Here is a 14,034-nt window from a genome sequence, read left to right as displayed (position 1 = left end):
AATCAAAGATTGCCCGACACAGTTGGGCATGGCCGGGCGCAAAGCGCCCGGCGGCATCGCTTCCAACCGGATCTCTGCATCTCTGAACGCCCGAATATCCGCGCAGCTCTGCCGATACCCCCCCATGGAGAACGCCGGTCGCTCTACACTGCAAGGCATCGGCCGTGGCCAGACCACCCGCGCCCCTAATCTCGCCTCTGCAAACCCGACAGCAAACCGCCGCAAACGCCTGTAAGCTGCCGTTTTCGGCACCGCCATGCACCTGATTGCGGTCTAAGCTTCCGCCGACCTCTTATGCGCCAAAAATTAGCGCAGAAATCTGCCAGCCCCGCGCCAGCATGTACTTGCCCGCCCATCTTCCTTCGGAGCCCACCGACGATGATCCTTCGTGACAAACCCGGACTGATGCAGCTGCTGTTTGCGGTGCGCGGCTCCGTCCTGCCCCGCATTCTGCCCCGGATCCTCGGGCTTTCGGCCCTGTCTGCGCTGGTATTGTGGATCGACGCCAACGTCATGCGGCTGCCCCACACAAATGCGGCGCCTTTCGCGGTTTTTGGCATCGCGCTCTCGCTGTTTCTGGGGTTTCGCAACAACGCCGCCTATGATCGCTGGTGGGAAGGGCGGCGGTTGTGGGGCCAGCTGGTAGCGGATCTGCGCAGCCTCAGCCGCGAAGTCGACCTCTTCGTTGCGGAGCCTGACAGGCGGGCGCAAATCCTGCGGCTCGCCCTTGGGTTCCTGCACCTGCACCGCATCAATCTGCGCAAGGAAGCCGACACATCCCCCGCAATCCGCTGGGCAAGCGATGATTTTTCGGAATCACCACATGCCCCTTGCGCCGCATTGGATGCGCTCACCGCAGCGGTTGCCATTGGTGCTGACGATGGATTTGCCCGCAAGGCACTGGCCGAACGCACGGCCAGCATCGCGCTGGCGCAGGCCGGCTGTGAACGCATCGCCACCACGCCGCTGCCCTATGTCTATTCGCTGCTGGTGTTTCGCACGACCTATCTCTACTGCCTGTTACTGCCCTTTGCACTGATAAACGGCGCGGGCTGGCTAACACCGATATTTGTGGGCATTGTGGCCTATGTATTCTTTGGTCTTGCCGAAGTGACCGAGGAGCTGTCGCATCCCTTTGGTGAAACCGTGAATAGCCTGCCGCTGGATGCGATCTGCCGCACGATAGAGCGAACACTGGCCCCAAAACTGGGACAGGAGCCGCCACCACCACTGCAGCCGGTGGATTACTACCTGTCCTGATCACCGGCGCGTCCTGCAGCCGGTTTTCACGATGGCATCACTCCGCTAAGGTCCCCGCAATAACAGCCATACCACCCGCAACTCATGTCACGTCAGCGGGTTTGATCCCCCCTATGGCCACCCGAGGAGCACCAGCAAGATCAGATGACGGCCCAGCCCCCGCAGACCCATCCCAGCCCCGAAACACTTGATCAGCTCTTTGCCAATCGTGATTTGATGCGGCTGGCCTATGACTTCCTGCCGGTCGGAATCGTCGTCACAGAAAACCGGGTGCTCAGGGACTGCAACCGGCGGTTCTGCGAAATCTTCGGCTATCCCCGCGCGGAACTTCTCGACCAGCTGTTTGCCTTTCTCTACCCCTCTGAGGAGGAGTTTTTGAACCTCCGCAGCCGCGGTGACGATACTTTGGGCACAGGGGCCCCTTATTGGGACGAACGGGTCATGCGGCGCAAGGATGGCAGCCTGTTCTGGGTGCGGGTGCGTGGCCACAGTTTCACCCCTGAGGATCCGCTGGCGCGCGCGGTCTGGAGCTTCGCTGATCTGTCACGCTCACGCCCCTATCAACCGCTAACCCGGCGCGAACGGGAAGTTTACTCCCTGCTCTGCGAGGGCAAGACCAGCAAGGAAATCGCCCGAAGCCTCTGTCTGAGCTATCGCACAGTGGAGGTCCACCGGGCGCGGTTGCTGAAAAAGATGGGGGTCAGCAATACTGCCGCACTGTTCTCCTCGCTTGGCGATATCGATGGGGACCATGTGGTTGGCAGCGCCGAGCCTTGATCCTCCGCGGCGGTCTCTGCACTGGGCGGCAATCTCGGACCTGAGCCAATCCAAATCCGGCAGCGATTTGCCGGTGAGCCACGGCAGACCGCTCGGTCCGTGTCGATCTGCGGGCTTCACCGGTTTCCGTCCACATTGGTCCGCCCAATCTTCTGCCCGTTCAATCTGATTGGTACAGTCATGCGGCATGTCATGCGCCCGTGTTCTGTCAATTTCGGGACATGCGACACAGAAGACGTCCAGCGCCAATCATGGCCTGGCTCAAGGCGGTCCAGCTTCGGGTTATTCACGCCCGGTATGGTCCATCCCAGTATCAGGCGGCCAGGTCTGATCGAACCCGATGTGAGACATTGCAAAGTGATCAAGTCTGATGGCCCAACCAGGTATGACCAAGCTCGCTGAGATCTGGCCCTACATGCTCGGACCATTGTCTAGTGCATCTGTCAAAATCATGGCGTCAGGACACATGCCGCAGATCATTTCATCCGTGCCCCCATGGCCAGATAAAGCGCACACCTGTACAAATCCACCACTCCATCATGCTAGTTACCCCAGCACGCCGCCCCAACAGTCAGGCATCGACGCCCGAAGTCAAACCGTGCAACCATCACGGTGACCAAGCACCCAATCAGCCCTATTGGAACAGGGTGAAGATCGGATCACTGAACCCATTTGCCGCCTGATCGCTGTTCAGCCCGCTCAGAAGCAGGAAGCGGTTGCGAAACGCGTCCAATGTCTCCGGCTCCAGCAGATCAGCCGGATGCGTCGTGCCAAAGGATGTCTGCGCACGCTCTTTCATCTCATTCACCTGACGGTCGACATCAAGCTGCCCAAAACTCGCAGGCAGGCCAAGCGCCGTCTCGAACATGGATTTGAGCGGCGGCGATCCGATGATCCCGAACCAATGAGCATCTTCGCTGCCCCCCGCATCCGCGATCGACTGCAACTCACGCTCCAGCGACAGCGCCAGACGCATGTTCGGGTCACTTTCTCCGATAGCGATTTCGAAATTCCGATCCTTGTATAGATCTGCGATTTCCTGCGCAAAGCCAGCCGGATAGGTGTGATCACTGCCCCCCGGGTTGAAGGCAAAAGCATGCGCCATTGCCTTGAGGTTCGGATCTCGGTGCAGGTTTGCATATGAAATCTCGGAGGAGAGGTCGGATTCAAACGCCTTGATCATTACGTCAAAATCCAGCTCCCGCTCACTGATATTGAACACATCAAGCCCCGCCTCAAAGGCGTCGAAATCAAAGACAAACTGTTGTGGCTGTTCATAGCCCGCCAGTTTGCCACCCACCTCATCGGCCAGCACCTGCATCCGGCTGGGCGCGCTTGGCCACTCACTCTGAAAGGCTTCGGCAAAGTCATAGAAGGCAAGATTGCTTGGCTGGTTCACAAAGGAATTCGGATCCGACAGATCCGACTCCAGCACATCCCGGATATACTGTTCACCGGGGTTGCTGAGATTGAACTGCTCCAGTGCATCTTCCAGCAGCTGGGGCTGCGCCAGCAGCTCCTCCGGGCTGGTAAAGCTGTTGATGTCGGAAATGCCAAAGCCAAAGGCCCGCGACATCGCCAGATAGCGCGGATCCTCCTGCTGGTTCACCGGTGAATCCGGATCATATGGATTGGATTCCAGCATCCGCTTGAGGAAGATGGTATTAGTATATTCCAGATCGAAGCTGTCGACGACCGCCTTCAACAGGTCCTCATTTCCCAACAACTCATCCGCATTGGCAGGGCCATTGCCATCATTCATGGCATTGAATTCCCCCACCAGCGCCTCCATGCTGCTGGTGTACTCAGGTGGCTGATTGAACTGAAACGCATTGGCGAAATCGGCCAGCTTGCTGTCGCTCAGCCGGTTCACAAACGACGCAGGATCGGTGGTGTCGGATTCCAGAACCCGCATGAGAAAGAACTCGTTGCCCGCGTATTTTTTCAGACCAAAATCGTCCAGCGCCTGATTAAGCAGGGTCTGGTTGGACAGCAGATCCTCCGGGCTGGCGACATTGGCATAGGGTTTTTCAACACTGGAGCTGGGCAACTGCGGCCCTGCATCATTGCCAAAGCCAAAGGTCTGAGCAAGACCAAGATAGCGGTTATCGTTCAGGCGGTTGGCAAATGACGTCGGCTCCGACAGATCGGAATCCAGCACCTTTTTGATAAACGCGCGGTTGTTGATATCTTCATCAAGGCCAAAGGCCCCCAGCGCGACCTTCAGCACATTATAGTCATCCAGCAGCTGATCCGAGCTCTGGATACCCTCGATCTTCTGGGTGAAATCCTGCACCGCCCGATCCAGGATCGGCGATTTCTCAAAAATCTGCTGCTGTTGGACACGGGTTCGGTCCAGGAAATTCCATCCGGCGATACCGGTGCCCAGCACATAGGGTGAAAAGGTCACGCGCCTGTCTCCTGCTTGCAAACGAGGTCCGCCACGGATCGCCCCGGCCTAATCCGCAGCCCCCCGGGAGGTGTCTTTGGCAAGAGACTACAGGCAAATTGGTGAACAAACCTGCAACGCAATGGGCGCGCAGCGCAGGCAGCGGGGAAAAAATACGCGTAACTTTATCAATGGGTTTGATGGCGCCCACCGCATGCCTATCCGGCTATGCCGGGTCCAGGCAGTGCAAGCGCGCCGTCAATTGGTCCCGGTTCGAAAACACGCCGATATCACGGCTGATCAACCGACCGGCCACCAGCGACGTTGCCATGATGCGCGTCCACCCGGCATCAACCGTGATCAGCTCAGGCCCGGCCCCGCAGTCACGCAGCCCGGAGGTGATATAATCCTCGCCGATGCGGTGATTGGTCAACCCCACCTTCTGCGCCACCTGCTGCAACGCCCCGTTCCGGTAGCGCCAGACCCTCAGGGTCTTGGCCAGATGCGGTCGGTCAATATAAGCGATCTCGATATGGCCGTCGCCGTCCAGATCCGCCGCAGCAACCGGCGCAAGCCAGCGAAACCGGGTGCCGATATGCGGGGTTGCCGCGATCTTGTGCAATGCCCCGCCGCGCAGGCCATAGATTGCCAGCTGTGCGCCGGCCTGCGGATCGCTTTCAACAACCACCGCCTCCGGCTGACCATCTCCGGTCACATCCCACAGTCGCGGTGACAGATCCTCAAAGACAGCCCCGCCGACAGGCAGGTCGATGCGATGGCTGCGCCCACGGCTGTCCCGCAGCACCATCGCAGAATACTCAATACGATCCCCCAAGACCCCGTGCGGATAATGGGTGACCGGCCCTTCGAACTGCGCGTCTGTCAGGACCGGCCGCGCGTTCGCGGCTGCTCCGGCACCAAGGCTAAAGACAAGCGGCAGGACAACGCCGCAGATCCCGGCGTAATCCGACCGTTTGGCGCCGTCGCCACCAACCACCGCCTGCCACAGACGCAAGGCCCGCGCTGCGCGGCGCATGAACCGGGGCCAGGCCCGCGACAGAGAACGCCGCGCCTGAGACCCCGACAGCATCAGATCTGTTTCTCGGGCATATGCACCACAAGACCGTTCAGATCATCCGTCACCTTGATCTGGCAGGTCAGGCGTGAGCGGGCGGGATCAGGCTCATAGGCGAAATCCAGCATGTCCTCTTCCATGTCATCCTTGGCGGGGAGTTTTTCCACCCAACCGGCATCGACATAGACGTGGCAGGTCGAACAGGCGCAGGCACCGCCGCAATCTGCCTCAATACCGGGGATATTGTTGTCGCGCGCGCCTTCCATCACGGTCAGGCCGTTGGCCACCTCCACAACGTGTTCGGCACCATTGTGTTCGACATAAGTGATCTTTGCCATCGTCAGCTGCATCCTTTTTCGCGTTGCGTCCGAGGTTGTAGCCAACCACCGGCCACCGCGCCAGTCAGAAACCGCGGCTTGGGTAAAACTCCTGCGATCCGGCGCCGGGGCACCCTGACCCATTTGCGCCCTGCGCTGCCCTTTTTGGGCCGTGGGTGTGGCACCCGTCCCTGGGCAGCGGCAACAGGGCTTTGCGCCGGAGGCGGAACTGCGGTAGCCTAGGCCCAGATGCGCCCATGCGGACGGGCCATCGCGGCATCACGGCTGCTGATATTTCGACACAGGTGTTTCACATCGGTGTTTCGTCACGGGGACTTTGTTCATGGCTGACCTCTTGCGCCCGCACGGGCCCTGGCTGGGACAGGCCTGTTTCAGGCACGATAGTTGGCGGCGGACCAGTCTGCGCCTGATCTCGCTTGTGGTGACAGGGCTGCTGCTCAGCGCCTGTGCCGACTCTTCGACAGGCGGCAACAGCACTCAGGTCTCCCGCAACACCCCCGCCGCCCCGCCCGGTGCGGCCCCCGGCAGTTGCTGGGCCACTCATACAACGCCTGCCGTGATCGAAACTGTCACCGTACAGGTGATGACCCGCCCGGCCAGGACCGCGCCGGACGGGCGGGTTATTGCGCCTGCCCGCTTTCGCCGGGAGACCCGTCAGGACATCGTACGCCCCCGCCGTGAGAGCTGGTTTGAGACGCCCTGCCCGGTTGATATGACCCCGCAACTTGTCGGTTCCTTGCAACGCGCTCTGGCGGTACGCGGCCTCTACACCGGCGAAATTACCGGCCAGCTGGACAGTGCCACCCGTGCGTCCGTCCGCAAATTTCAGAAACAGGACGGGTTCGACAATGATCAGCTGTCGCTGCTCAGCGCCCGCAAACTGGGGTTGGTTGCCGTTGAAACCTGAGACAGATCTCCGCCACCCTCGCATCATCGCCGCAGGTCCGGCATGAGCCCGCTGCGGCCTGCCCCCGGTGCTCTGCCCCGCTCTGGCAACGCCTCTGGCAGAACCACCGGCAGCACCTCGGGCGCTGGCAATGCGCCGCGGCGCAAATGGCTGCTGCCCGATCGCGGCTTTCTCTCCGGTGCTTCTGATCGCTTGCTGGAAATGCTCGACAGCCAGGCCAGCGAAGTTCTGTTGCAGACCGGTGAAGAGCTGTTTGAACAGGGCGATGAGGGCGATGCGCTCTATGCCATTGTCAGTGGCGCGCTGGAGTTCTCCACGCTGTCCTCTGCGGGGCGTAAACTGTCGCTGGACATCATGCGCCCCGGCGCGGTCTTTGGTGAGATCGCGCTGTTTGATCCCGGACCGCGCACTGCAACCGCAACCGCGCTGGAGCCCAGCCGCCTGCGCCGACTGCGCAGCGGCGATGTGGTCGCAAAACTGCAACACCACCCCGCCCTAGCCGGGGATCTGCTGCGGCTGGCGGGCCAGCGGATGCGCTGGATGAACACGCAGTACAGCGAACAGGTCTTTCTGCCGATGCCCGTGCGGCTGGCCCGCAAGCTGCTGTATCTGACGACCGAAGGCGAAGACGCGCGCCTGTCGCTGTCACAGAGCGAACTTGCGGAGTTTGTCGGCGCCACCCGTGAGGCGGTTTCAAAAACACTGTCGCAGTGGAAACGCAGTGACGTGATCGACATCAGCCGCGGTGGTCTGACCATCCGCGACCGGGCCGCACTGAAGCTGTTGGCCGACCCCGACATCGGCTGACACAACCTGCCTTCCAAGGTCCCGGCCCCGGATCAGGCAACAACCGCCGCGCGGGGCCACATCTGAATAATCTTACTCAATTGTGAACTGGGTTACAGACCACCCCCATGGCTTAGGGGCATGGTCGTGTCAGGCCGCCGTTATCCGTTCCATCCCAACGGCAGCCTGTCCCATCAAGAGCCATGTGTCACGGCACATGGCTCGACGGGACCCAGGAAATCCGCCGGGCGCACACCGGGGACCATCTGCGCCATCTGGGGCGGCGGAAACCTAAGAACAGCTCGTTGGATCGGACAGAAGGTGCCGGGAGGTGCCTGGGGTCATTGGACCCATGTGCAGATACCTCCCGCCGGCGTGAGTCCGTGACGCGCCGGACCAAGGGCTGGGGGCAATTTCGCCACCCTGTTGTGATCCACGCAAAAGGGCCGAGCATCCCTGCCCGGCCCTTTTGTCTTGCGATCTCTGCCGATATTCCCCCGGCGTCAGCAATTTGAAACTGCGCAGCGGGGCACCGCATTGGCGGCGGGCCACTGTTTGCAGCAGCCCACAGCCAAAGGTTACTCCGACAGGTTCAGCGCCACAAAGCGTGGCTCACCTGCGCGACGCACCAGCAACAGCAGCGACTTGCGACCCGCTTCCTTTGCCTCGTCGATACGCGCTTCCAGCTCGCTGATCGAGGTCAGTTTCTGCTGGCCTGCCTCGGTGATCAGATCACCGGCGCGCATGCCCTTCTCCCAGGCCTCCGAAGTCTCATCCACCGAGGTGATCACCAGACCGTCCATGCCATCGGGCACGTTCAGCTCGCTGCGCTGGTCCTCGCTCAGACGGCTGACGGTCAGACCCAGCAGCTGTTTTTCGGTCATGTCAGGCGCGTTGTCATCGCCACTGGACGGAGTGCTCTGGCGCTGCGCATCCTCGCGACGGCCCAAGGTTACCCGCAGCGTCTCGGTCTTGCCTTCACGGAAAACGCGCACGCGCACGGCTTTGCCGACTTCGGTATTGCCAACCTGACGCACCAGCGCACGGGTGTCTTTCACATCCACCCCGTCAAAGGACAGGATCACGTCGCCCGCCAGCAAACCAGCAGCCTTGGCCGGGCCTTCCGGCACGTCCGTGACCAGCGCGCCCTTGGCGCTGTCCAGACCCATCGCCTCGGCAACGTCCTTGGTCACGTCCTGAATGCGCACACCCAGCCAGCCACGCCGGGTTTCGCCGAATTCCTTCAGCTGGTTCACCACCTTGCTAACCACATTGGAAGCCATGGAGAACCCGATCCCGATCGAGCCACCATTGGGAGACAGGATCGCCGTGTTCACACCGACAACCTGACCATCCATGTTGAACAGCGGTCCGCCTGAGTTGCCCCGGTTGATCGCCGCATCCGTCTGGATGTAATCGTCATAAGACCCCGACAGCTCGCGGTTGCGCGCGGAGACGATACCCGCCGAGAGAGAGAACCCCTGTCCCAGCGGATTGCCCATGGCCACAACCCAGTCGCCAACACGCGCCAGATCGCTGTCACCGAATTTGACAAAGGTCAGCGGCATCGGCGCTTCGACCTTCAGAAGCGCGATATCGGTGTTGGGATCAGTGCCCACAACCTTGGCCGGAAGCGGCTGAGCCGGCTGACCTTCACCGGGGAAGAATTCAATCTCGATCTCATCCGCTTCTTCGATGACGTGATTGTTGGTGACGATGTAGCCGTCTTCCGAAATCACAAAACCGGAACCAAGCGCCGAAGACCGGCGCGGACGGTCGCCCTGACCACCGTTGCGGTCCTGAAATTCCCGGAAAAAATCCTCAAAAGGCGAGCCTTCGGGGACGATACCTTGCGGGCCGGATCGCCCCTCGACGACGGTTGTCGTCGTGATATTCACCACCGCGCGGCTGACCTTATCGGCCAGCGGCGCCAGGCTTTCGGGCCGGGCCTGCGCGATGGCCACCTGCGCCAGCACCATCAGGGTGCTGATCATGGCCAGCCAGAGCAACCGCCACTGCGTCATCTGGCGCGCGGGCTGGCGCGCAACGGCGCGGGCGCTGCTGATTGTATTTTTCATTGCCTGTGGCTGCACGAAACTACTCCTTAGTTGTCGCCAAATTCCATCGTCTGCGGCGGGGCCTGCACGGGCACGCACCTTTGGATCCGCAGCGGATCATGGGCTGTAATGTAGTCTTTTCAAAAACGGTCACAACGAATGTTGCACGTATTCAATTCGAAGTGAAACCCGGTGAGCTGCCGCTGGGGAACACACCCAAAAAAAAGGTGGACGAAAAAGGGGCCGACCCAACGGTCAGCCCCCTCTGTTCTTTCACACTCACGCGCAGAATATCTGCAACGGTGATCATTGCTGGGCAGCTGCCGCCGGTTTGCCGTCGGAGGATTTCAAATAGTTGAAAAACTCATTGTTCGGCGACAACACCATGGTGGAGTTCCCGGCTTGCAGTGACGTGGCATAGGCGTTCAGCGAGCGGTAGAATTCAAAGAACTCAGGATCCGCACCATAGGCAGTCGCAAAAATACCGTTGCGTTCAGCATCCGCTTCACCACGAATGATCTCCGCCTCGCGCTGCGCCTCGGACACCAGTTCAACCACGGTCCGGTCGGCCTGCGCCCGGATCCGCTGTGCAGCCTCGTTACCACGTGCGCGCTCATCAGTGGCTTCGCGTACACGCTCGGCCCGCATCCGTTCAAAGGTCGCATCAAGGTTTTCGGTAGGCAGATCGGTCCGCTTCAGCCGCACGTCGATGATAGTGATCCCCAACGCACGGGCATCGGCGATCGCCCCGTTGCGGATCCGCAGCATCAGCGCCGCCCGGTCCGAGGACAGGATATCATTTGAGCTGACAGAGCCGAGGATCTCACGGGTTTGCGCCCGCAGGATCGAATCCAGCCTGTTTTCAGCCGTTGCGATACCGCCGGCACCCACCGCCTGACGGAACCTGTTCACATCGGTGATCCGATAGCGGGCAAAGGCGTCAACCACCAGACGGCGGTCATCCGAGGGGGTGATTTCCAGCGGGTCGATATCCCGGCTCAGGATGCGGTCGTCATAACGCACCACTTCCTGGATCAGCGGGATCTTGAACGCCAGCCCCGGCTCTTCCTTGACCGAGACAACCCGGCCAAACTGCAGAACCAGCGCCTTTTCGCGCTCGTCCACGATAAACACCGACGACAGCACCGTGATCGCCACGATCACCAGCGCGGGCAGCAAGAGAGTTGATTTACGCATCAGTTGCTTCCTCCACGGCGCAGTTCATTGAGCGGCAGATATGGCACCACGCCCTGACCTTCGCCGGTTTGCTCATCCAGGATGATCTTGTCAACGCGGCTCAGCACCTTCTCCATGGTCTCGATATAGAGACGCTTGCGGGTCACATCCGGTGCCTTTTCGTATTCGGTCAGAACCGCAGAGAAACGGCTGGCTTCACCCTGGGCTTCGTTCACGACACGTGCACGGTACCCTTCGGCTTTCTCCAGCAGTTCCGCCGCCTGACCACGGGCCTCGGCCAGTGCGTTGTTGGCATAGGCATCCGCTTCGTTCTGGCGCCGGTCACGTTCCTGTTCAGCCGCCTGAACATCCCGGAACGCCGCAATCACCGATGCCGGCGGGTCGGCCTTGTCAAAGTTCACCCGGATGATGTTGATCCCACTGTCATAGTCATCCAGCGTGAACTGGATCAGATCCTGCAAGCGCGAGGCAATCGCGCCCCGGTCCCGGTTCAGGATCGGCGCCAGTTCGGACTGGGCAATAATCTCGCGCATTGCCGATTCCGACACCGCGCGGATCGTGGTACGGGCATCGCGCAGATTGAACAGGTATTTCGCCGGATCGTTGATGTTCCAGACCACCTGAAAGTCGATATCGACGATATTCTCGTCCCCGGTCAGCATCAGCCCTGCATCGGAGCTGATACCGCCGCCGACGCCGATGTCTTCGGTCTGTTCACGGGTCACCGGCAGGATTTCCTTGGTCACCAGCGGCCAGGGCGCAAAGTTCAGACCCGGCTGCCCGGTTGCGGAATACTCCCCAAGAAACAGCTCAACCGACTGTTCTTCCGGCTTCACGGTGTAAAAGCTGGCAAAAGCCCAGAAGCCAACCGCAGCCAGCGCGCCCAGCGCAAGGGTGCCCTTGGTCAGCTGCGGACCACCGCCGCCGCCACCAGCACCACCGCGACCGCCGCCGCCGGTGCCACCACCGCGACCGCCCATCAGAACGCGCAGCTGCTCCTGGCCTTTCTTGACCAGCTCGTCGATCTCGGGGATCTGACCGTCATCGGGGCGACGTCCGCCCCCACGATTATCATCGCCGCCTTGGTTGTTGCCTCTGTTGCCTGAGCCGCCAGAAGAGCCACTGCCCCCCCAGGGGCCACCATTATTGCCCGCCATATGTGTCCAATCCCTATCTCGCCGCCCATCGCGGCTTATTGTTCCTACCTGTGGTTTCTGCCTGAAAAATCAAGCCGTCCGCACTGGTGTCTTCATCGTGACCAGCTCTTCCGACATGGTCGGATGCACCGCCACGGTGCGATCAAAGTCTTCTTTTGTTGCGCCCATTTTTACGGCGATGCCCGCCAGCTGGATCATTTCACCCGCGCCGGGGGCGACGATATGACATCCCAGCACCTTGCGCGTCGCCTTGGAGACAATAAGCTTCATCAGCACCCGCTGCGCCCGCCCGGCAAAGGCCTGCTGCATCGGTTTGAAGGAGGTCGCATAGACCTCAATTTCTTCCTGCGCGGCCGCCGCTTCCTCGCTCAGGCCCACAGTACCCATCTCAGGCTGGGTAAAGATCGCCGTTGGGATCAACTCATGATCCGGGCTTGTCGGATTGCCCGCAAACACCGTCTCGACAAAGGCCATACCTTCACGGATCGCCACCGGCGTCAGGTTCACCCGGTTGGTGACATCCCCCACCGCATAGACCGAGGGCACGCCGGTCTGGCTGTACTGATCCACCACAATGGCCCCGGCGCGGTCACGCTCAATGCCCAGTTCCTCAAGCCCGAGGCCATCGGCATTAGGGGCCCGACCTGTGGCGAACATCACCTGGTCGAACAGGTTCTCATCGCCATTGGTCGCTTTCACCCAGATCTTGTCGCCCTCTTTGCGCATCTCCAGCACATTGGTGCCCAGATGCAGATCCACACCGGATTGGCACATCTCCTCTGAGATCAGCCCGCGCGCCTCATCGTCAAAACCGCGCAGGATCTGCGCGCCGCGATAATACTGCGTGGTCTTGACCCCCAGCCCGTTCATGATGCCGGCAAATTCGCAGGCGATATAGCCGCCGCCGACAATCAGCATGGTTTCGGGCAGTTTTTCCAGATGGAAGATCTCGTTTGAGGTGATCGCCAGCTCCGAGCCGGGGAACTCCGGCGTCACCGGCCAGCCGCCGGTCGCGATCAGGATATGTTTCGCCGTCTTGCGAGTGCCGTCCGCCAGCTCCACCGTGTGGGCATCCGCCAGTTTGGCGCGCTGATCAAAGGTCTCGACCTCGTTGTTTTTCAGGATGTTCCGATAGATCCCTTCCAGCCGGTCCAGCTCGGCGTGCAGTTTGGTCTTGAACCGATCCCAGTCAAAGCTGCCGGGCGACAGATCCCAGCCATAGGCCTGCGCATCTTCGACCATACCTGCGTATTCGCTGGCAAACACCATCAGCTTCTTTGGCACGCAACCCCGGATCACACAGGTGCCGCCATAACGGTCCTCCTCCGCCAGCGCCACCTTGACGCCGCGCTGTGCTGCCACCCGCGCCGCACGCACCCCACCGGAGCCGCCGCCGATAACAAAGAGATCGTAATCAAAGCTCATGTTAGTCGCCTTTCTGATGTCTTGCGCGAGGTATCACATAGCGCAGAGGGAATTGCCAGTCTCGCAGGTGGGGGTGCAGGGGCCGGTTTAGAATGCCAAGGGCGATTTAGTCGCGAAACCGTGAAAACCGCGTGAAGAAAGCCGGGACGAGATCACTCGGCTGCCCCATGCATGACCAGCGTGAAACCCTCCTGTTCAGCAGGATAAGTAAAATGCTTGCTGAACGTGTGAAACTGCGCTTCGGTTGCCGCAAAGGGATGCACGCCCCCCGCGTTGCGCAGACGGAGCCGCGCCAGACATAGATCATCTGGCACATCCAAGACATGCAGCTGATGGGCCGCGCCGGTCTGATCAATCAAACGGCGCAGCCACGCGCGGGTTTCGACAGTATTCGCGGGAAAGTCGAGAACAACCGAAACCCCAGCCTGCAAGAGCGAGGCAACATGCGCCGCCATGATTCCGCGCAGCTTTGCCGCACAGCGTACATAATCCTGAGGCGACGACATCTGATCGGCAAACAAAGCATGCAGCCAGTCATCTTCGGCCAGCAGGATTGTCCCTTGATCCGCCGCCAACCGCGCGGCCAGCGTGGATTTCCCGGCGGCAATTTTCCCGCACAGCATGTGCAAGGTCGGTGTCGAAGACGTGGGTTGGAATGCAGACATG

At 60.7% G+C, this 14,034-nt stretch carries 12 protein-coding genes; 4 read left to right on the top strand and 8 right to left on the bottom strand.

Going from position 1 to position 14,034, the window contains the following annotated elements; translation table 11 throughout:
- Positions 1-378: 378 nt before the first annotated feature.
- Together J4721_RS15335 and J4721_RS15330 are read left to right on the top strand one after the other, a co-directional pair.
- A complete protein-coding gene (locus tag J4721_RS15335; protein ID WP_211002936.1) occupies positions 379-1,260 on the top strand; it encodes a bestrophin family protein in 882 nt (293 codons plus the stop codon).
- A 144-nt stretch (positions 1,261-1,404) separates the two neighbouring features.
- Complete coding sequence (locus J4721_RS15330; RefSeq protein ID WP_211002937.1) at positions 1,405-2,037, top strand: LuxR C-terminal-related transcriptional regulator; 633 nt, start codon at positions 1,405-1,407, stop codon at positions 2,035-2,037.
- Between the two features lie 634 nt (positions 2,038-2,671).
- Here J4721_RS15330 and J4721_RS15325 read toward each other — a convergent pair.
- The 3 genes from J4721_RS15325 to J4721_RS15315 all read right to left on the bottom strand — a co-directional run bounded on the left by J4721_RS15325 (position 2,672) and on the right by J4721_RS15315 (position 5,839).
- Positions 2,672-4,447, bottom strand: coding sequence for a DUF1217 domain-containing protein (locus J4721_RS15325; RefSeq protein WP_211002938.1), 1,776 nt, complete (start codon positions 4,445-4,447; stop codon positions 2,672-2,674).
- Positions 4,448-4,652: 205 nt separating this feature from the next.
- On the bottom strand, positions 4,653-5,516 hold the full coding sequence (locus J4721_RS15320; protein ID WP_102858922.1) for a VCBS repeat-containing protein: 864 nt from the start codon (positions 5,514-5,516) through the stop codon (positions 4,653-4,655).
- Positions 5,516-5,839, bottom strand: a complete 324-nt coding sequence (locus J4721_RS15315) for a 2Fe-2S iron-sulfur cluster-binding protein (RefSeq protein ID WP_014875267.1) — start codon at positions 5,837-5,839, stop codon at positions 5,516-5,518. The genes J4721_RS15320 and J4721_RS15315 overlap by 1 nt, the downstream gene beginning before the upstream one ends.
- Positions 5,840-6,161: 322 nt before the next feature.
- Between J4721_RS15315 and J4721_RS15310 the strand changes: the two genes are divergently transcribed.
- Both J4721_RS15310 and J4721_RS15305 read left to right on the top strand, forming a co-directional pair.
- The gene (locus J4721_RS15310) at positions 6,162-6,746 is read left to right on the top strand and encodes a peptidoglycan-binding protein (protein ID WP_211002939.1); all 585 of its coding nucleotides are present in this window, start codon (positions 6,162-6,164) and stop codon (positions 6,744-6,746) included.
- A gap of 42 nt (positions 6,747-6,788) precedes the next feature.
- Positions 6,789-7,553, top strand: coding sequence for a Crp/Fnr family transcriptional regulator (locus J4721_RS15305; protein WP_247656145.1), 765 nt, complete (start codon positions 6,789-6,791; stop codon positions 7,551-7,553).
- A 557-nt stretch (positions 7,554-8,110) separates the two neighbouring features.
- On the opposite strand, the gene J4721_RS15300 is transcribed toward J4721_RS15305, so the two are convergent.
- The 5 genes from J4721_RS15300 to J4721_RS15280 form a co-directional block, all read right to left on the bottom strand.
- Positions 8,111-9,610, bottom strand: coding sequence for a Do family serine endopeptidase (locus tag J4721_RS15300; protein ID WP_211002940.1), 1,500 nt, complete (start codon positions 9,608-9,610; stop codon positions 8,111-8,113).
- A 285-nt stretch (positions 9,611-9,895) separates the two neighbouring features.
- Positions 9,896-10,786 carry a protease modulator HflC gene (gene hflC / locus J4721_RS15295; protein WP_014875271.1) on the bottom strand — a complete coding sequence of 297 codons (891 nt, stop codon included), beginning with the start codon at positions 10,784-10,786 and terminating at the stop codon, positions 9,896-9,898.
- A complete protein-coding gene (gene hflK / locus J4721_RS15290; protein WP_027246865.1) occupies positions 10,786-11,943 on the bottom strand; it encodes an FtsH protease activity modulator HflK in 1,158 nt (385 codons plus the stop codon). Before hflK ends, hflC begins: the two co-directional genes overlap by 1 nt.
- Before the next feature lie 69 nt (positions 11,944-12,012).
- Positions 12,013-13,368: a glutathione-disulfide reductase gene (gor, locus tag J4721_RS15285; RefSeq protein ID WP_211002941.1), complete on the bottom strand. Its 1,356-nt coding sequence runs from the start codon at positions 13,366-13,368 to the stop codon at positions 12,013-12,015.
- Positions 13,369-13,520: 152 nt separating this feature from the next.
- Positions 13,521-14,033, bottom strand: coding sequence for an ATP-binding protein (locus tag J4721_RS15280; RefSeq protein WP_247656144.1), 513 nt, complete (start codon positions 14,031-14,033; stop codon positions 13,521-13,523).
- Between the last annotated feature and the right edge of the window lies 1 nt (position 14,034).

Origin of the sequence: Phaeobacter sp. HS011, assembly GCF_018101215.1 — a bacterium.
In the GTDB taxonomy this organism is placed as follows: Bacteria; Pseudomonadota; Alphaproteobacteria; order Rhodobacterales; family Rhodobacteraceae; genus Phaeobacter; species Phaeobacter inhibens.
This window is presented reverse-complemented; position numbering and strand designations above follow the sequence as displayed.

Bases quoted from the DNA above. Each gene is read 5' to 3' on its own strand.
- gor (WP_211002941.1), bottom strand. From the start codon at position 13,368: ATGAGCTTTGATTACGATCTCTTTGTTATCGGCGGCGGCTCCGGTGGG.
- J4721_RS15280 (WP_247656144.1), bottom strand. From the start codon at position 14,033: ATGTCTGCATTCCAACCCACGTCTTCGACACCGACCTTGCACATGCTG.
- J4721_RS15300 (WP_211002940.1), bottom strand. From the start codon at position 9,610: ATGAAAAATACAATCAGCAGCGCCCGCGCCGTTGCGCGCCAGCCCGCG.
- J4721_RS15335 (WP_211002936.1), top strand. From the start codon at position 379: ATGATCCTTCGTGACAAACCCGGACTGATGCAGCTGCTGTTTGCGGTG.
- J4721_RS15305 (WP_247656145.1), top strand. From the start codon at position 6,789: ATGAGCCCGCTGCGGCCTGCCCCCGGTGCTCTGCCCCGCTCTGGCAAC.
- J4721_RS15315 (WP_014875267.1), bottom strand. From the start codon at position 5,839: ATGGCAAAGATCACTTATGTCGAACACAATGGTGCCGAACACGTTGTG.
- hflK (WP_027246865.1), bottom strand. From the start codon at position 11,943: ATGGCGGGCAATAATGGTGGCCCCTGGGGGGGCAGTGGCTCTTCTGGC.
- hflC (WP_014875271.1), bottom strand. From the start codon at position 10,786: ATGCGTAAATCAACTCTCTTGCTGCCCGCGCTGGTGATCGTGGCGATC.
- J4721_RS15320 (WP_102858922.1), bottom strand. From the start codon at position 5,516: ATGCTGTCGGGGTCTCAGGCGCGGCGTTCTCTGTCGCGGGCCTGGCCC.
- J4721_RS15330 (WP_211002937.1), top strand. From the start codon at position 1,405: ATGACGGCCCAGCCCCCGCAGACCCATCCCAGCCCCGAAACACTTGAT.
- J4721_RS15310 (WP_211002939.1), top strand. From the start codon at position 6,162: ATGGCTGACCTCTTGCGCCCGCACGGGCCCTGGCTGGGACAGGCCTGT.